Below are 25,114 nucleotides of genomic sequence, written 5' to 3' on the forward strand. Positions count from 1 at the left end.
CAATATTTAAATGATGATAAGTTCACCATGCAAAGCGCCTGCCATCTTTAATGCTTCTAAAATTGCTAATACATCTGAAGGAGCTGCACCGACTAAATTAACCGCACGGACTAATTCATCTAAGGTCGTTCCAGGGTTAAACATAAACATACGTCTATCATCTTGATTTACATCAATAGTACTATTGGTTGTCACCACCGTTTGGCCGCCCGCCAACGCATTAGGTTGAGATACCTGTGTTGCTTCAGCAATAGTCACTGTCAGCCCCCCGTGCGTAACTGCAGCTGGTAGTAATTGCACATTTTTACCTACGACTATGGTGCCAGTTCTAGAGTTCACTATCACTTTGGCTGATTCATCAGCTGGCTCAACTTGTACATTCTCTAAGGTTGCTAGAAATGATACTCGTTGTGAGGCATCTCTTGGAGCGCTGACTTGAATCGAGCTAGCATCTAACGCGCGTGCCATGCCAGGACCTAATAAATCATTGATGGCATCTGCGGTTCTTTTGGCGGTAGAGAAATCGGCTCGGCGTAAATTAAAAGTTAAGTGATCACCACTTGCAAAGGGGGATAACACACTTCGTTCTACAATTGCACCACCTGGTATACGTCCAACAGTTGGCGTATTTTGGATGACTTGCGAACCATCTAAACCTTCAGCACTAAAGCCGCTTACCACTAAACTGCCCTGGGCAATAGCGTACACATTACCGTCCACTCCTTTCATAAAGGTTTGCACCAAGGTTCCACCACGTAAACTTTTAGCTTCACCAATACTTGATACGGTGACATCCAATGTTTGACCCGGTTTAATAAAAGCTGGCATGTCAGCGTGAACCGCGACCACTGCAACGTTTTTCACTTTAGGTCTAACTGAATCAGGTAAATTTATACCAAAGTTTTTTAACATGGTTTTAAAAGTTTGTTCGGTATAACGGGTTTTCTCGCCTGTACCTGGTAACCCTACAACAAGTCCGTATCCAATCAATTGGTTACTACGAACACCTTGCACATTAGCAATATCTTTAAGACGTTGTGCTTCTGTGGGTGTGGTGATAACCATACATGCTGTGAAAAGCATGACTAAAATAGGTTTAATATTCATGTTCTACCCCTTAAAAAGGCCACCACTCACCCATAAAGAATGAGCTTAACCAGCCCACTTTTTGGGTGTCGGCAAACGTGCCGGTTCCGCTATATTGAATACGAGCATTGGCAACTCGCGTTGATTCTATGGTGTTATCTGGTGTGATATCTTGGCTACGCACAATACCCGTCACTCGAATAAATTCATCGCCATTATTAATGGAAATCCATTTTTCGCCTCGAATAACCAAGTTTCCATTACTTAACACTTGCATTACGTTGGCAGAAATACTGCCATCTAAACTATTCGATTGATCGGCATCAGCTTCACGTTTGGTATTCATACTGTCGGAATAACGCAAATCTAACGGCACTCCTTTAATAGAGACATTACCGCCGCCTGCATAGATGGGTTCAACACTTAGGCCGGTATTTTTCTTCATTTCATTGTTAGCACTTTTGGTTGCCTGAGTAGACTCTTTCAACACAACAGTAATGATGTCACCCACTTTGTGGGCACGAAGGTCAGAATACAAACTTGAAGCTTGTGAATCTAAATATATAGAGCCAGTGGCCATCACTTGAGTCGAAGGCTCTTCTGGATAAACAGGTGCATAGAATGGATCATCAGGGATCGGCTTTTTCTGAGTAGAACTGCAACCGACTAACAGCATAGCTGTTGTAGCTATAACAAGAAGTTTACTCATCACTGCCCCCTAAAGGTTTTGATTAACATAAGACAGCATCTGATCTACCGCTGAAATAACTTTCGAGTTCATTTCATAGATCCGCTGGCTTTGAATTAAATTAACCAACTCTTCTGTCACATTAACATTCGATGTTTCTAATGCACCTTGGCGAATTGCACCTAAACCATCTTGTGAAGCCGTCCCTTGAATAGGTGTACCACTGGCGCCGGTTTCGGTATAAAGGTTCTGTCCAAGTGGATCGAGTCCTGACGGATTAATAAAATCTGTCATGGTAAGTTGACCGATTGTCTGACTTTCTGTTCCACCAGCTAATTTAACTGACACTTCTCCCTCTGCTGACACTGTGATACTCATGGCATCTTCTGGAATAGTAATCGGCGGTTGCAATACATAGCCTGAACCAGGAGTAACGATTTGCCCCGTATCATCTAAGCTAAATTGACCATTACGGGTATAAGCAGCTGTACCATCAGGCATTTGCACTTCAAAAAAACCAGGACCTTCAATCATTAAATCTAATGAATTGTCGGTTGTGAGCATATTGCCCTGAGTAAACATTTTTTGGGTGGCAACCACTTTGGTACCCGCACCTAAATTTAAACCATTAGGTAACTTGGTATTGTCGGCACTGATCCCACCGGCTTGATTAATGGTTTGATAGAGTAAATCTTCAAATACCGCACGGCTTTTCTTGTAGCCTATGGTGCTAGCATTGGCGACGTTATTTGAAATAACCGCAATATCTGTTTGTTGGGCGTCTAAACCCGTTTTACTAATCCACAGAGCTGGATGCATAATAAATACTCCTAACCAATTCTTAGTAACGATGCAGATGAACGATCTGCTTCTTCTGCATTTTTCATCATTTTGACTTGCATTTCGTACTGACGCTGAATGTCTATCATCGCCACCATTTCGTGTACGGGATTAACATTACTGCCCTCAATTGCACCACTTTCAACTTGTACCATCGGGTCTTTAGGGGCGGGTAACCCAGACATTAGGCGAAATAAACCATCTTCACCGCGCATCATTTGATCGTTACCTGGATTAACAAATTTAATTCTGGCAACTTCTTCAATCACTTCAGCGGTAGCCCCCTGAGGACGAATTGAAATGATACCTTCAGGTGAAATTTGGACTTTATCGATTGGCAGTGGCAAAACGATTGGGCCTGCATCGCCCATAATGGGGGTATTACGGCTATTCACCAGTAGACCTGTGTTATCGAATTTCAAATGCCCTGCGCGGGTATACGCCTCTGAGCCGTCTGCCGCTTGCACTGCAATCCAGCCATCACCTTTAATGGCAATATCTAAATCACGGCCAGTGGTTTTTAATGGGCCAGATGAAAAGTTAGAACCAGGGCTTTCAATCATTGAAAACACTCTTGTGGGCAAACCTTCACCAAACGCCTGCATTGATCTCGCTTGGGTCATATCGGATTTAAAGCCATCGGTATTGGCATTGGCTAAGTTGTTCGCACGCACGGCCAAGGCATTCATTCCTTGCTTTGCACCGCTCATTGCAACATACAAAAATTTGTCCATTTGCCGCTCCGTCAATAATTCTTTAAATAAAGATACTAATTAGACAAAGCAAAGGACATGCCAACAATTGAAACAAACATAAGCTAATGATTTTACTAAGAGGTTATAAGGTTAGAAGCTGGTATTGACGTAATAAAGTGTCAAAAAAACACCGATAACAGGGCATGAAATTAAATAGAAGGGATAAATGGCAAGGTGTTGCCGCTATGGACAACACCTTATTAGGGGTTTGTTGAGTTTTGTTCGAGTTACAAACGTTTTAATTGAGGCGAATGGATTGATGTCTAGTCATCTAAGCAACTCTTTATTCACAAAGATGCATTCAACAAAGAGTAAAACATTTTTAGTCGACCCCTTCGGGCAGCGTTTGTCGGCTATTTTTACAGCGTTATCGACTTTTTATGTAGAATAACGACACCACAAAGTCTCTGCTTTGTACAAGTGGCCAACAATTCGCTGCAAAAACAACCTTTAAAGATCAACAGATCTTATATCAACACAATTCGCACTAACATAATTAGTGCAGTAAAAAAGTTATTATCTGATCTGTAATATCGTCTGATTCAAAGTATTATTCACTTCGAGCGTACGAGAGTTGGCTTGGAAGTTACGTTGCGCGGAAATCAAATCGACTAATTCAGTGGTTAAATCGACATTTGATTGCTCAAGCGATGAAGATCGAATACTGCCAAAGGTGCCACTATTCGCTTCACCAGCTAACGCGGGGCCTGACTCTAAGCTCGCCTTCCAAGCGGTATTCCCTACCTGAGTTAATCCTTGCTCATTTGCAAAACGAACTAAAGCAACTCTAGATAAGGGTACGGTTGAACCATTACTATAGCTAGCTGAAACCATACCATCGGCACCAATACCTACGTTAGTTAATCTACCCACAGTGGTACCATCTTGAGTTAACTCAGTCACTTCAAATGGTGAAGCATATTGAGTTGGTTTGTTAAAGTTAACCGCCACTGCTTGAGTACCGTCGGCACCAGGACCTAATACATTTGCACCGCTGACACCCAGAGTTTGAGTTTTAATTATCGCAGGATCTGTCCCAGTATAAGCACCTGCATCATTAAACCTCATCACAGACCCAGTCCAGCCACCTGCAGTTTGAGCATTTCTTATCCCATCAGGAATTCCGTCACCAGTAGTATCAACACTATACTGTCCAGCTGGGCCCTCTAAATTAACAGGTTTACCGTCAACAGCGTAATAAGCCACCCAGTTACTTTCACCAGTATAGGCACCATTTTCTGGCTTAATAAAATAGGTCGTCATAATATGTGACTCACCCAATGAGTCATAAATAGTCACTGAAGTAGAATTATTAAAGGTATCAGGATCGTTAGGGTCAAATGCTGCAGGGTCAACTGCTGCTTCGCCAACGTTAAGGTTCATCTGTAACCCTACACTTCCTGACATAACTGGACGACCTGCGGTATCAGGAATTTTAATTGCCTGAGTCGTGGTTAAACTCACTGATGTAGAGTTACCATTTTTATCTACTGGAAAGCCCTGCAAGAAGTTACCTGCTGAGTCAACCATATAGTTATTTGAATCAACTTTAAACGCACCAGCTCGGGTAAATGATTGGTCACGAGTGCCAAGCTCAGATGAGGTTACAAAAAATCCCCCCCGCTTATCGCCATATCTAAAGAGTTATTAGTAAGTTGCAAGCTACCCTGATGGAATTGTTGTGCAACTTGAGTAGTGGCTACGCCACCACCGACTGCCGTTTTGCTATTAGAAAAAATAGAGTTGGCATACACATCTGCAAATTCAGCACGAGACTCCTTAAAGCCTATAGTATTGACGTTTGCTATGTTATTAGCTGTAGTATTTAGATCTTTTTGAGCGGCTGCGATACCACTTAATGCGATGTTAAAAGACATATTTCACCTCGAGTAATCAGGTTTTCTTTAATGACAATTTCTTGTCACAAGTTTTATTAAATTTAAGATTCAGACACCGCAAGTACATCGGTTAACTTAATACCACCAATACCGCGAAGGTTAAGAATCGCCCCAGTTGCTGCTGTACCTAGTGAAACACTCGTCACATGTGCATAAGTAGAAACAGGTAAATCTTGAGATTGTCCGTCCACTTTACCGCTAGCTTTGATGGCATAAGTACCTTCAACTACCGGTTTACCATTTTTATCTAAACCATCCCATGCAACATCGACGTTTCCGCCTGCACGGCCATCAATATCAAAGGTTTTAATTAGCTGTCCAGCCTCATCTTCAATACGGATGGTGATCTTATCAATCGACTCCGGTGTACTAACCACCCCTTTAATCTCAGGGCTTGCTGGGGTAATAGCGCCAGTATCAGATGGGATCAACACTTTGCGTCCCACTAAACTTGAGGCTTGTAATGCTTGGCTTGAACTCATTACACCATTAAGATTTAGAATTTCTTTATTTAAGTTTGAAATACCATCAACCGTTGAAAACGAAGCCATTTGAGCAATCATTTGATCATTATCAACGGGCTTAAAAGGATCTTGCATCGAAAGCTGCTGACTGAGCAGAGCAAAAAAATCTTCTTGCTTAAGCATTTGATCTTTTGCAGCAGGTGTTTCAGGCGCATCAGGTAAACGAATACCGTCTAAAAAAGGATTACCCGTTGTGGTCGTTGTCGAATTAGACTGAACAGTATTTTTACTGACAGTGCTGCTATTAGATGATGTCGATGCCTGTTGTGGCAAAGACTGGCTACTATAGGGATTAACGAGGCTCATAATTTACCTCCTGCAATTCTCATGTTATTTACCCATTCGAAGTGTTTGTTGCAACATGGTTTTAGCTGCATCTGCGACTTGAACATTCATTTGATAAGAGCGAGAAGCTGAAATCATGTCAGCCATTTCTTCCATAACATTTACATTTGGCTTGTAAATAAATCCATCACCATCCGCCATAGGATGATCTGGCGAATATTCTTTTATCAATGGCTTATCACTTTCAACAATACCGCTTACATTAACGCGATGAGCACCTGACTGCTGATTATTGGCCTTTGACATTTCAGCCTCAAATACAGGGTGTCTAGCACGATAAGTTTTATCTATACTACTAGAGACCGAGTCCGCATTCGCAATATTACTCGCTGTGGTATTTAAACGGACAGACTGTGCTGTCATACCTGAGCCGGCGACATTGAATATATTAAATAAGCTCATAATTAATCACCTCGTAGTGCTTTACGCATACCTGAAAACTTACTTTCTAAGAACCCCAATGACATTTGGTATTCAATAGAGTTTTGCATAAAGGCTGATTGTTCTTGTTGCATATCAACCGTATTTCCATCGCCAGTATCTGGCTGATTGGGGACGCGGAATTTGACATGTTGTTGACTGAGCGCTGTTAAATCAAAATGCTTTTCATTAGTGGCACTCATCGTTAACCCTTTCTGACGAGAGCTAGCTGCTTGCATTGCTGAGGAAAAGTCAACATCACGCGCCTTATACCCTGGAGTATTCGCATTCGCTATGTTACTGGATAGCACTTCAGCGCGTTGCGCTCTAACACCAAGGGAGTATTGATGTACTCCAAGTGCATTATCAAAATTAATCGCCATAAAATTGCCTCCATCAGCTAACTGATAGTTATAAAGCAAAGGTTATGCCAATTATTTAATCGATGGGAGTATATATAGAAAGGCAAGCATGTGTTTAAAGTAACACATGCTTTTCAATGGGTTAAATCAGTTTTTCTTTTGGTAGTAGATACCTGGGTTGCAGCGAACCATGTCAAACTCTTCGGTTAATCCGGAAATAGATTCTGACGCACCAAGAAATAAAATCCCTTTTGGGTTTAAAGCGGCAGCAAATTGCCGCAAAATTTTAGCCTTTGCCTCTGGAGCAAAATAAATCAACACATTACGACAAAAAATAATATCGTATTTACCCAAAAGAGTATAACTTTCAAGTAAGTTATGTGCTCTAAAGTTCACCAATCGCTTAACGTTATCTTTGACTTTCATATTGCCATTAGGCAAAGCATCAAAAAACTGACGTTTACGCTCTTCTGATAATCCACGCGCCAATGCTAAGCCATCATATTCTGCATTTTTACAGCGCTCTAACATAGAAGGCGACAAATCTGTCGCTTGAATAGTCACGCCACCAGGTAACGCACCAGGCTTGCGCTGTTGGTATTCTAATGCAGTCATTGCCAATGAGTACGGCTCTTGACCTGAAGAACATGCTGCAGACCAAATACGTAATGAACGACCTAGCTTAGAATATTCAGGTAACAAAGTGTTATACAATAAATCAAATGGATAACGGTCTCGAAACCACAATGTTTCATTAGTTGTCATCGCATCAATCACTTCCGTACGCAACTGACGCTCAGTAGGCTTCATTGAATGCTTAACCACCTCTGATAACGAGGGTAGATTGTACTTGCCCATTAATGGTGCTAAACGGCTTCGCACTAAATATTGCTTGTTTTCACCTAAAACAATGCCGCTGTGTTGCTCTAGAAACAACCTAAATTGATTATATTCTGCTTCTGCGAGTGATTTATCTGTCACTTTCACATCCTAATATAATGAGTGATGTTTACCCTACCATTAGGGCTTTTACGCATAATTAACATTCATGAATTTTCCATGCCAGCCTACTGCGTTCAATAGACAAAATATTACAAACTTAAATGTTTATTTACTGCAGCAGCTAATTCATCTGGATTAAATTTAGCAATAAAGTCATTTGCGCCTACTTTTTGTACCATTGCCTGGTTAAATACCCCGCTTAAAGAGGTGTGTAGCACAACCTTAATATTTTTTAACTTCGGGTCATCTCTAATTTCAGCAGTAAGGGTATATCCGTCCATTTCTGGCATTTCAATATCGGAGATAATCAATGGAATTTCCAACGATACATCGTCCATTTCTTTCGCTATAGCCTTGAGTTTATTCAGTGCTTCTCGACCATCTTTAGCGGTATCAATTTGCAAATTTAAAGACTCAAGCGAGCGAATAATTTGCTTACGGGCAACAGCAGAATCATCTATCACCATTACATGATAATTCTGTTCACGGTCAATTGTTAACTGTTCACTAACTTCTTGGCTAATGGCCGTTTTAACCGGTGAAATTTCATCTAGAATTTTTTCTACGTCTAAAATTTCAACTAATTCACCTTCAATTTCAGTAACAGCTGTCAGATAAGAATAACGTCCAGCGCCTTTAGGTGGAGGCAAAATGGCAGCCCAATTCATGTTGATAATACGCTCAACAGAGCTGACCAAAAAACCTTGAACACTGCGATTGTATTCTGAAATAATAATGAAGCAATTCTCAGTTGAAGCCAGCGGACGTCCACCTGTCGCAGCGCTTAAATCAATAACTGAAATAGTCGCGCCACGAATGTGTGCAACTCCTTTAACAAACGGGCTCAGTTTAGGTAACTTAGTTAAAGGAGGGCATTGAAGCACCTCTTTAACTTTAAACACGTTAATACCAAAACGTTGACGACCATTAAGTTTAAACAACAGTAACTCTAATCGGTTTTGGCCAACTAATTGAGTACGTTTGTTGACTGATTCCATGATACTCGACATAACACTGCCTTTTTTATTAAATATCCGAATTAATAGATACTAGCTTGTTTTACCTAAAAACATAAATCGAATAATGATTTGCAATACTTTAAAGGAATTTAATTTACCCCCTCAACTACTGATTATTCAATTATGCACTGGGCCATGCCATATTTTACCATGGGCATGATTCTTGCTTTAATATTATATCAACCACATTAGACGAATAAATAACTAGAGAAGTCAATATATTGTCACTACAGCTTAGACTATTATGGGTAATTTCATTTCCACTACCTTTATACATAAGCGCTATCTGTAGTATTTAACGACTCTGAATCAATTTATTCTCTGTATTTTTTATAGAATTAAGTATAGGTGCATTCTGGCTAAACAAGCTAGTATCTTCATTATGAAAGTAAATTTTTTATTATTTTTTTATTTATTGTTCAATTCATTAGCTGTTTTTGCGAATGAAGAAGCTAGCATACCTTCTGTATCGACCATAAGTGAAATGGCTGAAGAGGCTGTTAGAAAAAAGATTCAATTAACACCGGATGCTAAGTTACTTATAACCCCTCAAAATTTAGAAGGTCGCTTAACGCCTCCTCGCTGCTATAAACCATTAACAATCGAGCTCGCAAGTGATCGGGATATTGGCAGAAATAATACGGTTAAAATAAGCTGCAACAGCCCTGATTATGATTATCCTTGGCAAATATTTTTATCCGTTAGAGTCGAGATAATGTATCCCGTTGTGGTTGCCAGCGAAATTATCTCACCAGGCATCGCATTATCAGCACAACAGGTACACATAGAATATATTGATCAGTACAGTCTTAGGGGGCAATTTTATTCTGATATAGAAGCCGTTTTAGGCAGTAAAACTAAAAGACGTATAAGTAAAAGCGCACCTATTTTGAATAGCCACTTATGCTTTGTGTGTAAAGGTGATGCTGTGTCTATATACGCCAGAAGCGAAAACATCCAAATTAAAACATTAGGTGAAGCAATGCATGACGGTAGTATAGGCGAATCAATTAGAGTTAAGAATGCAAATTCAAGCAGAGAAATAGAAGCGCGGGTAATTGGTGTTGGTGAAGTAGAAGTAAGAATGTAAAATAAGCTAAAGTTTTTTTTCGCTAGGTCGATAGCCTATTTGGAAAACCAAAATTAACGCTGGAGCCACACATGGCAATTGACATCAACAAACTTAAAACAACCACAACTACGCCAATGCAAACGGCACGTGATGCTAAAACGACTGGCAATGCAGCTCAAGCGGCGCCTAAAGCAGCCACTGCGGCAATAAAAACAGATTCTGTTAGCATTACGCCTCAAGCGCAAGTATTACAAAGTGTACAGTCAAAAATGGCGAGTTTGCCTGAAATTGATCAAAAGAAAGTCGCTGATATTAAACAAGCTATTTCTGAAGGTCGATATAAAGTAGACCCTGAAAAACTTGCAACAAATATTGCAAGCTTTGAATTACAACTAAGTGGGCTTAAGTTTCAAGAAGACTAGTGAAGCGTTAAATCTTGCTGTCAGCAGGAATGTTTGCTTTAGTCTATTCTTCTGAAAAATCAGAATATAGGTGCCTAATGGCGCTATAGATAATTATTTTTAAAGCAAAACAATTCGAGTAATAGTATGACAGAACTTTCTACACTGCTTTCCCACCAGCACGGAATTTTAACGTCGCTGAAGTTACTTATATCTGCAGAAAAGCAAGCATTGCAAGAGCAAAATGCTGATAAGTTATTAAAACTTGCCCAAGAAAAGCAGCAATGTTTAATTGCATTGCAAGCTAACGACCAATCAATGGCTAACCACCCAGAGCATACACGACTAACCTCAGACCCAGAACTTGCCGAAAAAGTCACCTTATCGAAAAATCTTCTCGCTGAATGTAAAGATATTAATCAGCAAAACTCCAGCTTAATAGAACTGAATATCGCCAGCTTAAATCGATTTTCACAGGCATTACAGGCCAGCCGAAATGCATCCAGTTTGACCTATAATGATAAAGGTAAAACGTCGACTATTTCGACCTTAGGAAATGATTTTAAAGCATAGATTATAAAGTAGGTTTGACGAGCATAACGGTGCTGAGCAGCACCGCTTAATATGCTTTTTTTCACTGACCTAACATATCTTGTTTTAAACTTTTTTGAGCTGGCTTATCCCCTAACCAGATTTTAATAAGCGCTTGACGAAATAACTCACCAGGTATCTCACCTTGTGGCTGATCATTTTTGAAACTTGCCACCCCTTTGCCCCTTGTTAATACAAAAGTAAATTGGTCACCATCCATAATTTCATCATTAAATAATGCCATAAACTGGTCTATTTCTGCTTGTAAGTACACACTATCACCATCAGTAACCTCATCAAAACCGTCTTTAATGGCATCGGCCATTTTATCTGATGTGATCATCCCTGAAGTTATATCTAAACGGATAACCGCAACGGGCTGTTCAAGCACCTTTTCCAGCTCAGATTGAATGGACACAAGGTATAAACTGCCAATATACAAATCCATAAAAAACTTACTGCGAATCCCTACACCATTAAGTACAAGAGATTGTTGATTAACGACAATGGAACCAGGCACGTTTATACCAGATACCATTTTAGCGTGCAGGATTGGACTAGCGAACAAAGCAATGATTAGAACTAAGCAAGGTAATAATTTCATATTAAACATTCTTATCTACTGAAAACTTGAACGTGGCTAAACACACGTTAGCCAAGATAACGGAAAATTAGCCGCGAGTTCCTAATTTATATTGCCCATTTTGCTCAAACATAATCGCTTGTTTCTGTTGAGGAGAAACTAATAAAGGACCATCATCAAAAAATAGAAAACATTTCCAATTACGTACAAACACATCCCAGCGAGTTTCGATAACTTGATACTTTTCATAACAAAAATACACTGTTGTATCATCACTCCATTGAATGTGATCAATAATAGCTTCAGGTAAGGTATTATCACCCGCATCCCAAGCAGCTTGCCAATGCTCAGTCGCGCTCCATGCATCTTGTTTTGCCGGCCAATCACCTTTAGTAAATTGTTCTGTTCGGCTGCTTTTATTGCTTATCCACTTGTTCCACACTTCCATTGCACTTTTATCTGACAAAGGCTTAATCATCGCTTTATCATCATCTGACACAGGCAAATCTTTATGGTTAAAAATCCATTTACGTTTATAAAGTTCAAACGGAATATATGAGTGCGACAAACAACGACTCCTAGTAATTAAAAATAAAGAGCCATTATAGCTTTAAAATGGTAGGAACTGCGATAGAGCGCTACAGGAAAAAATTTCAAAAGCGGATTTATAACTAAAGATAAAATAGAAATATGGTCTCCCCACAGGGACTCGAACCCCGATCGACCGCTTAGGAGGCGGCTGCTCTATCCTGTTGAGCTATAGGAAGACGATAATGATTATACTGGTTTTCAGCGTGATGAAAAGAGCTTAAACGCGATTAAAATCGTTTAGATTTAATTGCTTAATAATTAAACTCATTTCATATGCATAAACCGTTACTTACCTTTTGTTTGATTTGAACACCGAAACACTCAAATATCTAAATATCTAAATATCTAAATACCCAAGCTGTTACAATTTGATGGCTATATCGTGAACCTGAATGTTATCGGCGGCATCAATGTTTTCAATCATCGCGGTAGCTGTGCCTTCGCTGACTTGATCGATGACAATTTCAGTGCGGTTGTTCGTCACCACAGCACGCATGATATTGAGACGGTCGGGGATATTTTTTTGTAACACCAATTGAAATTTATCACCCAATTTAACACCATTTTTGCGGCCTAAATTGATAATCACTCTATCCCCTTGCCTAGCAATAATTTGCCCCAATAACGGACGACACTTGAGTGCATTATCAAGTGACATAACACTTAATTGTAGCTGGTTACTGATTGCTTGCCCATAAGATGAAGACCAGAAACGCTGACTGTTTGGCATTACGGTTTCTTGACGTTCAAACTCCCAGGGGCTGTGGTGGAAAATGTTTGTGACCACACCTCTTCACCACTGATGCCATGATATAGGGTTAGTTCATAACTAAATTGACGTAAGGGTATTTCATCAACAAAGCCCATAAAACTGCTGGTGTAGGGTTCTGTCGACATATCAATAATGTCAGATTTCAATATATATTGGCTATCGGTAATTTCACCAAGCCAACTGGGTATACTATAACCTTTAAAATTAACCAGCTCATTGGCGGTATCTAAGCGTTCATCTGCATGTACTTTGGCAAAACTTGCGCTTGATTGTTGATTAATAGCCTTACCAAATTGGAGCGTAAAAGCTTTATTAAACCCTGATAAATGACCATTGCTTAGCTGTGTTCTATCCGCTATATCAGCCTGGGGTAACATAATAGCCGCCTTTAATGACTGGGCCTGGCATTGCTCTGTTTCGCTTTCTTCATCAATATTAAGCGACAAAATAACCGTTATAATATTATTGCTAACTAGCTCGCTCAGCAATTCAATATTATTGGCTGCGCCCATTCGTTGCATTGAAAAAGTATCTAGTGTCAGTGCACCTTGAGTAATTTGTTGCTGACTGGAAAAGTTAACACCGCCCCTTAAGCTGGCGTAGTTTAGTGCTTGGTTAATCGCATCTTCGCGCGCTTTATCTAGATTACCATTGACAATTTTGGCAGTACCTGTGACTTCAATTTGCTCAGCAATTGAATAAGGACTTAATAACACAGGCAATAGCATCAACGCCCGACACCATTTAGGCCACGAGTATTGTGTAAACTTGTTATTTAATGCATATACCATATTTCACCCTGCGTCAGATATCTGTCAGTTGTACCACTAAACAGTAGATTACATCGCGGATACAGCGTTGTAATCCGTTACTAACAAGTTATAAGCAAAAACTGTGCCTAATATTTTTTAGACTACGGCGAGCTTAAATAGTCTACGATTTATTGATTCTCCTTTGGAAAACAAACAGCCCTTTATAAAGGTAAAGAATATTTAAGCGATGCCGATATAACAATATCAACTGAATAATATTGTTTTTTAGACAGACGCGAAGGACACAATCATGCAGCACAAGCTTTCTATTCTCGCTCTGATGCTAGTTACTATGGGGCTTGCTGGGTGCAGCAATACTCTAAACCCTGCAGCAAATTTGGACTATACACAAAATGGTCAACTTGTTGGCTATCAAGACGCGGATGACGTGCACCAGGAAAAACTGGTTTATGATATTAATGCCTCGGGCTTAGCACCCAAGGGACAAATTAATATTTGGGCTGAAAAATTAGTCAATGAGTTAGTATTACAAAATGATGCCCTGCGCCCTGATCAGCCCTTGTTAATTGTTACGCCCGTAATGAGCAGTGATTTTAATCAAACTAATGAATTAGCACTGCAGTTACAGCAGAGTTTACTGAGCGCATTTCACGCCCATGAATTCAATTTAGTTGATCTTAATGTGTCGACCTCACTGCGTGCAACAGAAAAGGGCGAGTTGATATTAAGCCGCAACTGGGAACAACTTCCCACTGACATGCCTGTGTCCCATGTATTAGTGTCAACATTAAATCTCACTAATGAAGGGGTGAATTTTAATGGTCGGGTGGTGGATATAACCAATAATCGTGTGGTGTCTGCGGTGCAATCTTTTGTAGCTGGCAAAAGTTTATCTGGCTATGTTTTGCCCGCCAATAAAGTGCAAACTCGTGATGGGTTAATTTATCGAACAGAGAATGTTAAAGACAGTCGTTATACTGTGATAGGAGACAAGCAATGAGAAATCTAATACTCGTAACAGTGCTAAGTTTTTTAATGCTAGGTTGTACAAGCAATGATAAATATGTGCAATGGGAAACCGAGGCTCCAAAGCATTTCCCTAAAATTTCTGCTATTGGCTATGCGCCACTGGCTACCCAACCGAGTAATGTTGAATCGCATAAAGTGTTGATGGCCATGCAAGCATCAAAAGTGGCGGCGTATCGTGAATTAGCAGAACAAGTATATGGGCAGAAGATTGACGCTGTCAGCAATGTTAGTGAGTGGCTACTCACTAACGATAGTGTTAAATCATCTGTTAGTGGCATTATTCGTGGTGCAAAAGTGGTTAAAACCTACCCTTCTGGCGATTTTTATGTCACTGAGCTTGAATTAGATTTTGAACAAGTGTGGCACTTATACGAACAACAAAACCGCGCTAAACGTATAAAAGAAGTTACCTACTTTTAATACCAGTTCCATTAATTATCACCAATACGGCGCAAAATATTGCGCCGTATTGGTGTGTCGAGCAGCGATATTTATAATGGCGACTCGATAATTAGCTAACAGTTTAAAATTTGACTTTAAACGATAACCCCGCTGCGACTTGGTTACTGATATCTTCTGTTGTTTTTGGCTCACTTAATTCCATTTCACCGCCAAAATAGTAACCGGTATACGCATTCAAGCTGACACTTTGGCTAATTTTCCATCCTGCGCGTAAAAAACCAACCCACTCTTCAATTTCAATGGTGGTATCATCATTTTCAATTAAAAAACGTTCGGTTCGACGAGAGCTTCCCACGCCGAAGTTCCAATCTTTTGAAAACTGATAAGTTAACTCTAAACCCGCTGGACCACTGAATCCAGCTTGAAACGGGTTAGAAAGTACCCACTTATCGTTAATCTGCCAACGTACAGCAAGATACGGAACCGTTCGCACTTCAGAAATATCATTAAGATAAGCCACCCCAAGCCCTAACATATTACCTGATTTAAAACGGTACATACCTGATGCAATTACCCCATAGCTTTGGGCGTTTGACGATGATGCGGTATTTGCGTAGGCATATTTCATTTGGGGGGCAAGCATGAACATCCATTGATTATCTGGGCGATAAATCAAAGATAAGCCCGCACTGTATTGATTAATAGAAGACCAAGGTACAGCATTCGTTCTTAAGGGAGTTTGTTGGTTAATACGCCAACCATAGTCAAGATTATCATAGCCAATGTTAGCGCCAATCATCCATTGCTTATTAAGCGGCATCGAGGCGGATAGCTTAGCGGTCCAAACATCACGCTTTAATTCATTATCATTTTCGCCCACAGTGGCAGCTTGCGAGCTGGTACGGGCGATATTGAGCTCAAAAGGCGCACGTTCTGGCGTTGATGTAGATGCTATTGCACTCATACTTGTAGAGCTTAACCCTGCCACCAACCCAGTCACCAATAAAGGTAACATGTTCATTTGGGATAAATAACTTTGGCTAGATTGATATGGCTTAACTTGATTTAGCGGTGAGTTAATATGACGTGCTGTAGTCATTCTAAAGCATCCTCTGTAGGGTAACAGCTGTCTCAGGACAGTGTGGTCTTAAATTTAGTACGTATTATGCTACAAAATGGTTCAATAACATCATACTTTCCCCGTCATAACATGACTTATAAGCTCTAACGGTTATAGCTTGTGCGCTTTTAAAAACATCACCGCGGTTTCAGTTAAATACGCTTGTCTTTTCAGTAATAGATCCGTTGTTGGTAAACCTAACTCTAAACGCATTCTCAGCTCACCAAACAACATTAAACTTAATCGCACCGCACTGTCATGAGGGTTATCAAAATAATACTTGCCATGCTGATTAACCTTTTTGAGATAACCACTGACTAAATTTAAAATATGCTTCGGACCAGCATCATAAAAAAGGGCTGATACTTCTGGATGGGTGTCAACTTGTGCTACACAAGTAGTGAAAACGGTTATCGCTTCTTCTGATACTATTATGGCGCCAAAATGTTGAGCGAATGAGGTTAATACAGATTCAGGGTTGGTAGCATCCACTAGCAAATTTTCTGTCAGCTGGTGCACTACACACTTAGATTCTATTGAGGCAACAAAAAGATCATCCTTAGAGCCAAAATGAGCATAAACAGTCTGCTTTGATACACCCGCATGTTTAGCCACCTCGTCCATGCTCGTATTAGGGAAGCCCTGATGACAAAATAGATCAATGGCGGATTGCAAAATTTGCGCTCGCTTCTGCTCACTTTTAGATAAGGTCACTTGATTATTTTGGGTCAATGTTTGTTCTTCTGTCATCTTTTCCCCGTAAGTTGTCACATCAGCCAAACAGATAACACTATTTAATCACGAAATGGACTGGACAGTCTAGTTCCTTAAAACTAGACTAGGCAGTCTAGTTAACATTAAAGTTACATAGTTAACCTAAACAGACTATTTGGTTAATTAACGTGTAATACACGCTCGATCCCATTGGAGAATACAATCATGGAACATAAATCGACCCGCTCAGTGCATCGATATATGGTAGGCCTATTAAGCATATTGCTCGTTAGCAGTTGTGGCTCAGAGATTAAGCAGCATTCAGAATCTGTTAGTTATCAAACGGTAGCGACCTCAAATATCATGGCATCCTCGTCTTATTCACATAAACAAACCTACACTGGTATCATCCGTTCTGCTAATACAACAGGTATTGGTTTTGAGCTTGCGGGGAAACTGAATGGCATAAATGTCGATAGTGGTGATAGCGTAATTAAAGGGCAAACACTTGCCACACTAGATACCAATTTACTTCAGGCTGAAAAACAACAACTTGAAGCGAGTCTTCAACAAACAAAAGCTGACCTAGATCTTGCCCAAAGCACCCTAAAACGCACCTTGGCATTAAAAGATAAAAATTACGTCTCCGAACAACAATTAGATGAGACTAAGCAGCAAGTGACGGGGTTACAAGCCAACACTCAAAGATTAAACGCCAGCTTATACGCCACCAACCTTAAAATTGAAAAATCGACTTTAATCGCCCCTTTTAACGGCAAAATCAGTAAAAGACATCACAATATGGGTGAAGTGATTGGTTTAGGCAGTCCAGTGTTTACTTTAATCGGCAATGATCAACAACAAGCCTATATCGGCGTGCCTATTACTGTGGCACAAGGACTAACTCATCAACAGCAAGTTCTTATCCGTGTCGGTGACCAAAGCCTCAATGGCAGCATTGCCGGGATCAGTGCTGAAGTTGATAGTATTACGCGTACAGTGCAGTTGCGGATAAGTTTACCCAATGATGCCACTGTACTGAATGGTGAAATTGCTTACCTTGAATACAATCAAAACATCCAAATGGCTGGCTATTGGGTGCCTATTTCGGCATTAACAGATGGTGTGAGAGGATTGTGGAATATATTTGTGTTAAGTAAACAAGCCGATGCTAGCGGTGGTGGTAATCACTATGCTATTGAACGCCGTGATGTTGAAATTATTTACACTAATAAAGACCAAGCTTATATCCAAGGTGCAATTAGCGCTGATGACACCATCATTGCCAAAGGATTACATAAATTAGTCGTAGGCCAAGTTGTTACGCCGGTGAAAACCGTGATGGCGGAAGCACTATGATTAAAGCATTTTTAGAAAATGGTCGCCTTACCAGTCTATTTATCGCACTGCTACTTGTTGCAGGTCTTGGCGCGATTTCAAGTTTACCCCGCACTGAAGATCCCCATATAACCAATCGCTTTGCATCGGTTATAACCCACTACCCTGGCGCGTCAGCCGAACGCGTAGAAGCGCTGGTTACCGAAGAGTTAGAAACTCAACTGCGCCGATTAGAAGAGTTAAAGCTAGTTCAGTCTACTTCTCGCCCTGGCATTTCAGTTATCCAACTCGAACTAAAAGACACCATCACAGACACTGATCCTGTATGGTCAAGGGCCCGAGATCTCGTTGCTGATACCAAACGTAACTTACCCGCACAAGCACAAAACAGCACTTTAGATGATCAATTTGGTTATGCTAGCACGGCTATTTTAGGGGTGGTGTGGGCTGACGATACACCAGTAAGAAGTGATATTTTAAACCGCTATGCCAAAGAGTTAGAAAGCCGAATTAGATTATTATCTGGTACAGACTTTGCCAGACTGTATGGCGCGCCAGAAGAAGAGATATTAGTTGAGTTAGACGGCAATAAAATTAGCCAACTTAAATTAACGCCAGGCACTATTGCCCAAATTCTGACCAATGCAGACAGTAAAATTTCCGCAGGTGAAATCAATAACGATCAATTTCGTGCCCTAGTCGAAGTGTCTGGTGAACTCGACTCGCAAAGCCGTATTCGCCAAGTGCCGTTAAAGGTTGACTATGATGGTCAAATCATTCGCTTAGGCGATGTTGCAAAAATTAGCCGACAATCTAAAACCCCTGCAAGCAGTATTGCCCTGATTGATAGCCAGCAAGGTGTATTGATTGGCGCGACCATGCTCAATAGTCATCGAGTAGATGTGTGGCAACAACATGTGGCTGACACCATTGAGACTTTTTCACAGAATTTACCGGCAAATATAAAAGTACAATGGCTATTTGATCAACAAGGTTACACCAGCGTCCGATTAGGCGATTTAGTGATTAATTTACTGCAAGGCTTTGTGATTATTGTCGCGGTACTGATGTTAACCTTGGGTCTACGCAACGCATTAATTGTCGCGTTATCTTTACCATTAACCGCACTATTTACCTTAGCCTGTATGAAATACACCGGCTTGCCGATCCACCAAATGTCGGTGACGGGATTAGTCGTTGCACTGGGAATAATGGTCGATAACGCCATTGTCATTGTTGATGCGATAGCACAAAGACGCCAACAAGGGATGAGCAAACTAGAAGCCGTATCGAAAACTCTGCATCATTTATGGCTGCCTTTAGCGGGATCGACCATCACCACCATGCTTGCCTTTGCGCCAATTATGCTAATGCCTGGTGCCGCGGGTGAGTTTGTTGGCGGTATTGCTATTTCAGTAATGTTCGCGCTTTTAGGTTCCTATATTATTTCCCATACGCTTATTGCCGGCCTTGCAGGCCGCTTTAGTCGCAGCGAGCCCGCTACCGCATGGTATCAACAAGGAATGGCATTTCCACGTTTGGGCAATGCCTTTAAAGCCAGTTTGGAATTTGCACTAAAACGACCGCTGTTAACCGCATTAGTGGTGGGTATTTTACCGGTCAGTGGTTTTATGGCGGTTGGACAAATGACCGAGCAGTTTTTCCCGCCATCTGACAGAGATATGTTTCAAATTGAAGTCCATCTTGCCCCACAAGTGAGTATTGAAAACACCCGCCAGCAAGTAAGTTTTATTGATAAAAAACTCCAACAGATAACTGACATTACTGAAGTCACTTGGGTTGTGGGTGGCAATACCCCCTCTTTTTACTACAACCTCACTCAGCGTCAACAAGGGGCGACAAACTACGCTCAGGCAATGGTTAAAGCAGCAAACTTTGAAACGGCTAATCAATTGATACCACGATTACAAAACGAGCTAGACATTGCATTTCCACAGGCACAAATTTTAGTGCGCAAGCTAGAACAAGGCCCACCGTTTAATGCGCCGGTAGAGTTATTAGTTTTTGGACCTAACCTAGACACGCTAAAAGAAATTGGCGATCAAGTGCGCGCGCTACTTATTGCAACACCGGATGTTATTCATACCCGTGGCACCCTATCACCTGGCGCGCCAAAATTGTGGCTACAGGTCAATGAAGACGCCAGCTTGATGAGTGGCCTAAGCTTGACCGACATTGCCAATCAAGTGCAAATGGCCACAACCGGAATGATTGGCGGCAGTATTTTAGAACAAACAGAGTCTTTACCAATTAGAGTCAGACTTGGCGATAACAGCCGCGAGCAAGCAAGCCGCTTAGCCGAACTTAACCTGGTGTCCCCTACAGGTACAGGCATTCCATTGTCGGCACTATCTTATAATGAAATAAGTGTCAGTCGCGGTGCGATACCCCGTCGAAATGGTGAACGGGTCAATACCATTGAAGCTTATATTACCAGTGGCGTACTACCCGCTCAGGTGCTAAATGATGTCAAACAAAAGCTAGCCGATATTAATTTACCCTCGGGCTATCGAATTGAAGTTGGCGGCGAAAGTGCTAAACGAAATGAAGCGGTAGGTAATTTGCTGTCAAACGTGGTTGTGGTGGTCACCTTACTGCTCACCACTGTGGTACTGTCGTTTAACTCATTCAGGCTAACCGGTATTATTTTATTAAGCGCCATCCAATCAGCCGGACTGGGTTTATTAGTGGTGTTTGTGTTTGGTTACCCATTTGGTTTTACGGTTATTATTGGTTTACTAGGTTTAATGGGATTAGCCATTAATGCCGCTATTGTTATTCTGGCTGAACTTGAGGACTTACCCGAAGCTAGGCAAGGGAATATGACCTTAATCGTCAATACCGTCAGCAGCTGTGGTCGCCATATTGGGTCGACAACCATTACCACTATCGGCGGTTTTTTACCGTTAATCATTGCGGGCGGCGGTTTTTGGCCTCCCTTTGCAATTGCGATAGCGGGCGGAACCTTGCTAACCACTATGCTGTCTTTGGTTTGGGTGCCAGTGATGTATCGACTATTGATGAAGCCGAAAGGCTCACCACTGCAATCAATAGCGATATAAGCATCATAAAGGACATAGGATTCATACCACTAAATTTGTTTTATAACAGTGGCATGGGCACATGCCACTGTTATTTTTTTAGTTAATTCTGCAGCTCTATTTAAAATAGTCGACCATTAACCATAAAAAAACCCGCTATATTTAGCGGGTTTTTAACTTAATCACTATCAGCCGTTAGCTTTCGCCATTCTCTTTACGGTCCATATTTTCAGTGTTTTCAAGCCAAAGTGCATTAATAATGCCAAAAGAACAAGCCAGTAACACCCCTAGAATCCACGCAAAATACCACATAGATGATTGCTCCTATTAATAAAGTGATGACTTATTGTCTTCAATAAAGTTGCGATTTAAGCGGCCATACATCTTGTAATAAGTCCAAATGGTATAGCTTAATACCGTAGGTATAAAGATTATCGCTGCAAAGGTCATTACTTTTAAGGTCATTTGACTGGCGGTTGCATCCCACATGGTTAAGCTCACATTAGGCTCTAAAGATGATGGCATAACAAATGGGAACATAGCGGCACCACAGGTTAAAATTACACCCGCTATTGCCAATGCACTAAAAAAGAACGCAAATCCGCTGCGGTTAAATCGGCTAGCAAAAATAGCGAATATAGGCATTAATAAACCTAACGCAGGGAATAACATGGTCACCGGATACTTGTCATAATTGACCAGCCAGGCGCCCGCTTCAACTGCAACTGTTTTAGTGGTTGGATTTGAAGGTCCCGCCAAATCAAGTGTTGAAGTAATCACGTAACCATCAATACCATTGGCTAACCACACACCAGCAGCAGCAAATAGCACCACTAACAAACTGCCAAAAATTTGGGTCATGTTAGCTGCACGAACACGTAACTCACCTTCGGTTTTCATTTGCAGCCAGGCTGAACCATGCATCATGATCATGCTAACGCACACAAGACCTGTGAGTAATCCAAATGGATTTAATAACCCAAAAAATCCACCATGGTATTTAGCCCGTAAAAACTCATCAAAGTTAAACGGTACACCCTGAAGTAAATTACCAAAGGCGACACCAATGATCAGTGGAGGCACGAAACCGCCAATAAACAATGCCCAATCCCATGACTTACGCCATTTTGGATCTTCTATTTTTGAACGATAATCAAACCCAACTGGACGCAAGAACAAGGCAAACAATACCAACATCATCGCGACATAAAAACCTGAAAATGATACCGCATAAACCATTGGCCAGGCTGCAAACAAGGCGCCACCGGCAGTAATTAACCACACCTGATTTCCGTCCCAATGGGGCGCGATGGTGTTGATCATAATACGGCGCTCGGTGTCATCTTTACCAATAATGGGTAATAAGGCACCGACCCCCATATCAAACCCGTCTGTTACGGCAAAGCCAATAAACAGCACACCAATTAATGCCCACCAGATAAATCTTAATACTTCATAATCAAACATAATTAGCTCCTTTGATTAGGCATCTTGGTTTTCAAAATGATAACGACCTGTCTTCATACTACTTGGTCCAAGACGGGCATACTTAAACATTAAGAACATTTCTATTACCAATAGAATTGCATAGAAAATGGTAATTGAAATAATACTGAACCATAGATCGGAGACCGTTAAACTAGACGCCGACATATAGGTAGGTAGCACCTCAGAAATGGTCCAAGGTTGACGACCATACTCAGCCACAAACCAACCACATTCAATGGCAATCCAAGGCAATGGCAAACCATACAACGCAGCTTTAAGTACCCATTTTTTCTCTGCTATTTGATGACGCGTACTTTGCCAGAATGCCGCAGCAAAGATAAACAGCATTAACATGCCCGACCCCACCATCAAACGGAACGACCAAAATATCGGTGCTACGTTAGGAATAGAGTCTTTGGCCGCGGCTTTAATTTGCTCTTCTGTTGCATCAACTATGTTGTCGGTGTAACGCTTTAACAACAGGCCATAGCCTAAGTCATGTTTGGTCGCCTCAAAATTATCACGTAACGCTTGACTGTCATCACCGGCACGTAATTGAGTAAGAAAGGAGTAGGCAATCATACCGTTACGAATACGCACTTCATGCTCATCGATTAGATCAATAATCCCCGTCACTTGCTCATCTAAAGAGCGTGTGGCAATAATCCCCATCGCGAAGGGAATTTTAATTGCGTAATCAGTTTCCATTGTTTCTTGATTAGGGAGGCCTACAACAGTAAATGCTGCAGGAGCAGGTTCAGTGTGCCATTCAGCTTCAATTGCCGCTAACTTTACACGTTGTACTTCACCGACTTTATAACCGGATTCATCACCTAACACGATAACCGATAAAATAGATGCCATACCAAAGCTTGCTGCAATTGCAAATGAGCGACGCGCAAAAGGTAAATCTCGCCCCTTAAGGATATAATAAGAACTTATGGCTAATACAAACATAGCACCAGCAACATAACCCGATGCCACGGTATGAACAAACTTTACTTGAGCGACAGGATTAAAAACCACTTCTGCAAAGCTGGTCATTTCCATGCGCATAGTTTCGTAGTTAAACACTGACCCTACAGGGTTTTGCATCCAACCATTGGCGACTAAAATCCATAACGCAGACATGTTAGAACCAAGCGCGACTAACCAGGTTACCGCTAAATGTTGACGTTTACTGAACCTGTCCCATCCAAAAAAGAACATACCCACTAGAGTTGATTCTAGGAAGAATGCCATTAAGCCTTCAATCGCTAGTGGCGCACCAAAAATATCACCAACATAGTGGGAGAAATAGGACCAGTTAGTACCAAACTGAAACTCCATTGCTAAACCGGTGGTAACACCTAAAGCAAAGTTAATTCCGAACAATTTACCCCAAAATTTAGTCATGTCTTTATATATCTGCTTATCGGTCATCACATAAAGTGATTCCATAATTGCCAGAATAAAAGCCAAACCTAAGGTGAGTGGAACAAATAGAAAGTGATACATGACCGTCAGCGCAAATTGCAAACGCGATAGATCAACAACTTCTTCAATAATCATTGGCGACTCCTTATTTCAGTACAACCAAATACTACACAGCAACGCACAGTTACCATAATGATGTTATACCTGAAAACTGTCATATTGAAGCAATGAACAACTCACCAATGTATGGAAAATGATAAATTAATCTGTTTGCCTGCGTTTTCAAGTCCAATTCTAAACGGTATACATATTAAGGTATAATTAATCAAAAGGTCATACTTTTTCATCAAAAATGTGATAATCATTAGATTTTTCAAACGGATAGTATTTTTGCAATAAAAATCATCTATTTAGAAACAAAGTAACTTTTATCACCTTTCAATTTAAATCTCAGAAGGCTCACAATTTAAGCATAAAAAATCGTCTTCTTGACGATAACACCCATCCCCTACCTTTAGATATTGACAAAAACTTGCTAATTGCTAGGAAACAGAAAAACGATCTAAGCTCACAAACAATAAAACCTGCAACTTTAGGCATATTGTTAACAAAAAGTATAAAATAACCAGATTAAATAAAAATGGATTAATTATTTAAAAATAAACAAAACACCATTGAACGCACAACAACCTTAAAATCAACAAGATAGAAAGATAAAAACCAAAATCAAAATAAAACCAACACAATCAGACATTAATTAAACTAATGACAAAAATCATTTTTACTAGTTTGAGTCTACACTTGAATCTCAGTATCATATGTA

General features: G+C 40.7%; 23 protein-coding genes, 1 tRNA gene and 2 pseudogenes. 7 read left to right on the forward strand and 19 right to left on the reverse strand.

The genetic code is table 11. The annotated features are described in order from the left end of the window. Positions 1-6: 6 nt before the first annotated feature. The 10 genes and pseudogenes from L0B17_RS14570 to L0B17_RS14620 all read right to left on the reverse strand — a co-directional run bounded on the left by L0B17_RS14570 (position 7) and on the right by L0B17_RS14620 (position 8,930). Positions 7-1,083 carry a flagellar basal body P-ring protein FlgI gene (locus L0B17_RS14570; protein WP_235089849.1) on the reverse strand — a complete coding sequence of 359 codons (1,077 nt, stop codon included), beginning with the start codon at positions 1,081-1,083 and terminating at the stop codon, positions 7-9. Positions 1,084-1,117: 34 nt separating this feature from the next. Next, the gene (gene flgH, locus L0B17_RS14575) at positions 1,118-1,795 is read right to left on the reverse strand and encodes a flagellar basal body L-ring protein FlgH (RefSeq protein ID WP_235085777.1); all 678 of its coding nucleotides are present in this window, start codon (positions 1,793-1,795) and stop codon (positions 1,118-1,120) included. Between the two features lie 9 nt (positions 1,796-1,804). Next, positions 1,805-2,593: a flagellar basal-body rod protein FlgG gene (gene flgG / locus L0B17_RS14580; protein ID WP_235085779.1), complete on the reverse strand. Its 789-nt coding sequence runs from the start codon at positions 2,591-2,593 to the stop codon at positions 1,805-1,807. A gap of 11 nt (positions 2,594-2,604) precedes the next feature. Next, positions 2,605-3,348 carry a flagellar basal-body rod protein FlgF gene (gene flgF, locus L0B17_RS14585; protein WP_235085781.1) on the reverse strand — a complete coding sequence of 248 codons (744 nt, stop codon included), beginning with the start codon at positions 3,346-3,348 and terminating at the stop codon, positions 2,605-2,607. A gap of 537 nt (positions 3,349-3,885) precedes the next feature. After that, positions 3,886-5,246: pseudogene (gene flgE, locus L0B17_RS14595) on the reverse strand (flagellar hook protein FlgE). Positions 5,247-5,308: 62 nt separating this feature from the next. Further along, positions 5,309-6,097: a flagellar hook assembly protein FlgD gene (gene flgD / locus L0B17_RS14600; RefSeq protein WP_235085783.1), complete on the reverse strand. Its 789-nt coding sequence runs from the start codon at positions 6,095-6,097 to the stop codon at positions 5,309-5,311. A 24-nt stretch (positions 6,098-6,121) separates the two neighbouring features. Continuing rightward, a complete protein-coding gene (gene flgC / locus L0B17_RS14605; RefSeq protein ID WP_235085785.1) occupies positions 6,122-6,538 on the reverse strand; it encodes a flagellar basal body rod protein FlgC in 417 nt (138 codons plus the stop codon). A 2-nt stretch (positions 6,539-6,540) separates the two neighbouring features. Then, positions 6,541-6,939, reverse strand: coding sequence for a flagellar basal body rod protein FlgB (gene flgB / locus L0B17_RS14610; protein ID WP_235085786.1), 399 nt, complete (start codon positions 6,937-6,939; stop codon positions 6,541-6,543). Between the two features lie 126 nt (positions 6,940-7,065). After that, entirely contained in the window at positions 7,066-7,905 is an 840-nt protein-coding gene (locus L0B17_RS14615; RefSeq protein ID WP_235085788.1) for a CheR family methyltransferase, read from the reverse strand. Positions 7,906-8,009: 104 nt separating this feature from the next. Then, on the reverse strand, positions 8,010-8,930 hold the full coding sequence (locus tag L0B17_RS14620; protein ID WP_235085790.1) for a chemotaxis protein CheV: 921 nt from the start codon (positions 8,928-8,930) through the stop codon (positions 8,010-8,012). A gap of 391 nt (positions 8,931-9,321) precedes the next feature. Here L0B17_RS14620 and flgA point away from each other — a divergent pair, with 391 nt between their 5' ends. The 3 genes from flgA to L0B17_RS14635 all read left to right on the forward strand — a co-directional run bounded on the left by flgA (position 9,322) and on the right by L0B17_RS14635 (position 10,985). Further along, positions 9,322-10,029 carry a flagellar basal body P-ring formation chaperone FlgA gene (gene flgA, locus L0B17_RS14625; RefSeq protein ID WP_235085791.1) on the forward strand — a complete coding sequence of 236 codons (708 nt, stop codon included), beginning with the start codon at positions 9,322-9,324 and terminating at the stop codon, positions 10,027-10,029. Positions 10,030-10,100: 71 nt separating this feature from the next. Continuing rightward, on the forward strand, positions 10,101-10,433 hold the full coding sequence (gene flgM, locus L0B17_RS14630) for a flagellar biosynthesis anti-sigma factor FlgM (protein ID WP_235085793.1): 333 nt from the start codon (positions 10,101-10,103) through the stop codon (positions 10,431-10,433). Between the two features lie 126 nt (positions 10,434-10,559). Further along, positions 10,560-10,985, forward strand: a complete 426-nt coding sequence (locus L0B17_RS14635) for a flagella synthesis protein FlgN (RefSeq protein ID WP_235085795.1) — start codon at positions 10,560-10,562, stop codon at positions 10,983-10,985. 61 nt (positions 10,986-11,046) lie between these two features. Here the strand turns inward: L0B17_RS14635 and L0B17_RS14640 are convergent, their stop codons facing one another. From L0B17_RS14640 to L0B17_RS18320, 4 genes and pseudogenes are all read right to left on the reverse strand, one after another. Next, positions 11,047-11,607 carry a chalcone isomerase family protein gene (locus L0B17_RS14640; protein WP_235085796.1) on the reverse strand — a complete coding sequence of 187 codons (561 nt, stop codon included), beginning with the start codon at positions 11,605-11,607 and terminating at the stop codon, positions 11,047-11,049. A 67-nt stretch (positions 11,608-11,674) separates the two neighbouring features. Beyond that, a complete protein-coding gene (locus tag L0B17_RS14645; RefSeq protein ID WP_235085798.1) occupies positions 11,675-12,154 on the reverse strand; it encodes a DUF2947 domain-containing protein in 480 nt (159 codons plus the stop codon). Positions 12,155-12,277: 123 nt separating this feature from the next. Further along, positions 12,278-12,353: transfer RNA gene (locus L0B17_RS14650), tRNA-Arg, on the reverse strand. Positions 12,354-12,538: 185 nt separating this feature from the next. Continuing rightward, positions 12,539-13,677: pseudogene (locus tag L0B17_RS18320) on the reverse strand (flagellar assembly protein FlgT). Between the two features lie 334 nt (positions 13,678-14,011). On the opposite strand from L0B17_RS18320, the gene L0B17_RS14660 reads away from it, so the two are divergent. Together L0B17_RS14660 and L0B17_RS14665 are read left to right on the forward strand one after the other, a co-directional pair. After that, complete coding sequence (locus L0B17_RS14660; protein ID WP_235085799.1) at positions 14,012-14,722, forward strand: FlgO family outer membrane protein; 711 nt, start codon at positions 14,012-14,014, stop codon at positions 14,720-14,722. Beyond that, positions 14,719-15,171: an LPP20 family lipoprotein gene (locus L0B17_RS14665; protein ID WP_235085801.1), complete on the forward strand. Its 453-nt coding sequence runs from the start codon at positions 14,719-14,721 to the stop codon at positions 15,169-15,171. Before L0B17_RS14660 ends, L0B17_RS14665 begins: the two co-directional genes overlap by 4 nt. Before the next feature lie 103 nt (positions 15,172-15,274). Here L0B17_RS14665 and L0B17_RS14670 read toward each other — a convergent pair whose 3' ends face one another. Together L0B17_RS14670 and L0B17_RS14675 are read right to left on the reverse strand one after the other, a co-directional pair. Next, positions 15,275-16,252: a DUF6268 family outer membrane beta-barrel protein gene (locus L0B17_RS14670; RefSeq protein WP_235085803.1), complete on the reverse strand. Its 978-nt coding sequence runs from the start codon at positions 16,250-16,252 to the stop codon at positions 15,275-15,277. Between the two features lie 132 nt (positions 16,253-16,384). Then, positions 16,385-17,023 (reverse strand): TetR/AcrR family transcriptional regulator, encoded by a 639-nt coding sequence (locus L0B17_RS14675; protein WP_235085804.1) that lies wholly within the window; start codon positions 17,021-17,023, stop codon positions 16,385-16,387. Between the two features lie 189 nt (positions 17,024-17,212). Between L0B17_RS14675 and L0B17_RS14680 the strand changes: the two genes are divergently transcribed. Both L0B17_RS14680 and L0B17_RS14685 read left to right on the forward strand, forming a co-directional pair. Beyond that, positions 17,213-18,346 carry an efflux RND transporter periplasmic adaptor subunit gene (locus tag L0B17_RS14680; RefSeq protein ID WP_235085806.1) on the forward strand — a complete coding sequence of 378 codons (1,134 nt, stop codon included), beginning with the start codon at positions 17,213-17,215 and terminating at the stop codon, positions 18,344-18,346. Then, a complete protein-coding gene (locus L0B17_RS14685; protein WP_235085808.1) occupies positions 18,343-21,408 on the forward strand; it encodes an efflux RND transporter permease subunit in 3,066 nt (1,021 codons plus the stop codon). Before L0B17_RS14680 ends, L0B17_RS14685 begins: the two co-directional genes overlap by 4 nt. 174 nt (positions 21,409-21,582) lie before the next feature. Here the strand turns inward: L0B17_RS14685 and cydX are convergent, their stop codons facing one another. Genes cydX through L0B17_RS14700 form a run of 3 tightly spaced genes read right to left on the reverse strand, consistent with a single transcriptional unit; the run spans position 21,583 to position 24,426 of the window. Next, a complete protein-coding gene (gene cydX, locus L0B17_RS14690; protein ID WP_235085810.1) occupies positions 21,583-21,699 on the reverse strand; it encodes a cytochrome bd-I oxidase subunit CydX in 117 nt (38 codons plus the stop codon). A 15-nt stretch (positions 21,700-21,714) separates the two neighbouring features. Beyond that, the gene (cydB, locus tag L0B17_RS14695; protein ID WP_235085812.1) at positions 21,715-22,854 is read right to left on the reverse strand and encodes a cytochrome d ubiquinol oxidase subunit II; all 1,140 of its coding nucleotides are present in this window, start codon (positions 22,852-22,854) and stop codon (positions 21,715-21,717) included. 15 nt (positions 22,855-22,869) lie between these two features. Next, entirely contained in the window at positions 22,870-24,426 is a 1,557-nt protein-coding gene (locus L0B17_RS14700; RefSeq protein WP_235085813.1) for a cytochrome ubiquinol oxidase subunit I, read from the reverse strand. Positions 24,427-25,114: the final 688 nt, after the last annotated feature.

It is taken from the genome of Shewanella sp. OMA3-2 (genome assembly GCF_021513195.1).
GTDB lineage: Bacteria > Pseudomonadota > Gammaproteobacteria > Enterobacterales > Shewanellaceae > Shewanella.

Bases quoted from the DNA above. Each gene is read 5' to 3' on its own strand.
- L0B17_RS14570 (WP_235089849.1), bottom strand. From the start codon at position 1,083: ATGCTTTTCACAGCATGTATGGTTATCACCACACCCACAGAAGCACAA.
- flgH (WP_235085777.1), bottom strand. From the start codon at position 1,795: ATGAGTAAACTTCTTGTTATAGCTACAACAGCTATGCTGTTAGTCGGT.
- flgG (WP_235085779.1), bottom strand. From the start codon at position 2,593: ATGCATCCAGCTCTGTGGATTAGTAAAACGGGTTTAGACGCCCAACAA.
- flgF (WP_235085781.1), bottom strand. From the start codon at position 3,348: ATGGACAAATTTTTGTATGTTGCAATGAGCGGTGCAAAGCAAGGAATG.
- flgD (WP_235085783.1), bottom strand. From the start codon at position 6,097: ATGAGCCTCGTTAATCCCTATAGTAGCCAGTCTTTGCCACAACAGGCA.
- flgC (WP_235085785.1), bottom strand. From the start codon at position 6,538: ATGAGCTTATTTAATATATTCAATGTCGCCGGCTCAGGTATGACAGCA.
- flgB (WP_235085786.1), bottom strand. From the start codon at position 6,939: ATGGCGATTAATTTTGATAATGCACTTGGAGTACATCAATACTCCCTT.
- L0B17_RS14620 (WP_235085790.1), bottom strand. From the start codon at position 8,930: ATGTCGAGTATCATGGAATCAGTCAACAAACGTACTCAATTAGTTGGC.
- flgA (WP_235085791.1), top strand. From the start codon at position 9,322: ATGAAAGTAAATTTTTTATTATTTTTTTATTTATTGTTCAATTCATTA.
- flgM (WP_235085793.1), top strand. From the start codon at position 10,101: ATGGCAATTGACATCAACAAACTTAAAACAACCACAACTACGCCAATG.
- L0B17_RS14635 (WP_235085795.1), top strand. From the start codon at position 10,560: ATGACAGAACTTTCTACACTGCTTTCCCACCAGCACGGAATTTTAACG.
- L0B17_RS14640 (WP_235085796.1), bottom strand. From the start codon at position 11,607: ATGAAATTATTACCTTGCTTAGTTCTAATCATTGCTTTGTTCGCTAGT.
- L0B17_RS14660 (WP_235085799.1), top strand. From the start codon at position 14,012: ATGCAGCACAAGCTTTCTATTCTCGCTCTGATGCTAGTTACTATGGGG.
- L0B17_RS14665 (WP_235085801.1), top strand. From the start codon at position 14,719: ATGAGAAATCTAATACTCGTAACAGTGCTAAGTTTTTTAATGCTAGGT.
- L0B17_RS14670 (WP_235085803.1), bottom strand. From the start codon at position 16,252: ATGACTACAGCACGTCATATTAACTCACCGCTAAATCAAGTTAAGCCA.
- L0B17_RS14675 (WP_235085804.1), bottom strand. From the start codon at position 17,023: ATGACAGAAGAACAAACATTGACCCAAAATAATCAAGTGACCTTATCT.
- L0B17_RS14680 (WP_235085806.1), top strand. From the start codon at position 17,213: ATGGAACATAAATCGACCCGCTCAGTGCATCGATATATGGTAGGCCTA.
- L0B17_RS14685 (WP_235085808.1), top strand. From the start codon at position 18,343: ATGATTAAAGCATTTTTAGAAAATGGTCGCCTTACCAGTCTATTTATC.
- cydX (WP_235085810.1), bottom strand. From the start codon at position 21,699: ATGTGGTATTTTGCGTGGATTCTAGGGGTGTTACTGGCTTGTTCTTTT.
- cydB (WP_235085812.1), bottom strand. From the start codon at position 22,854: ATGTTTGATTATGAAGTATTAAGATTTATCTGGTGGGCATTAATTGGT.
- L0B17_RS14700 (WP_235085813.1), bottom strand. From the start codon at position 24,426: ATGATTATTGAAGAAGTTGTTGATCTATCGCGTTTGCAATTTGCGCTG.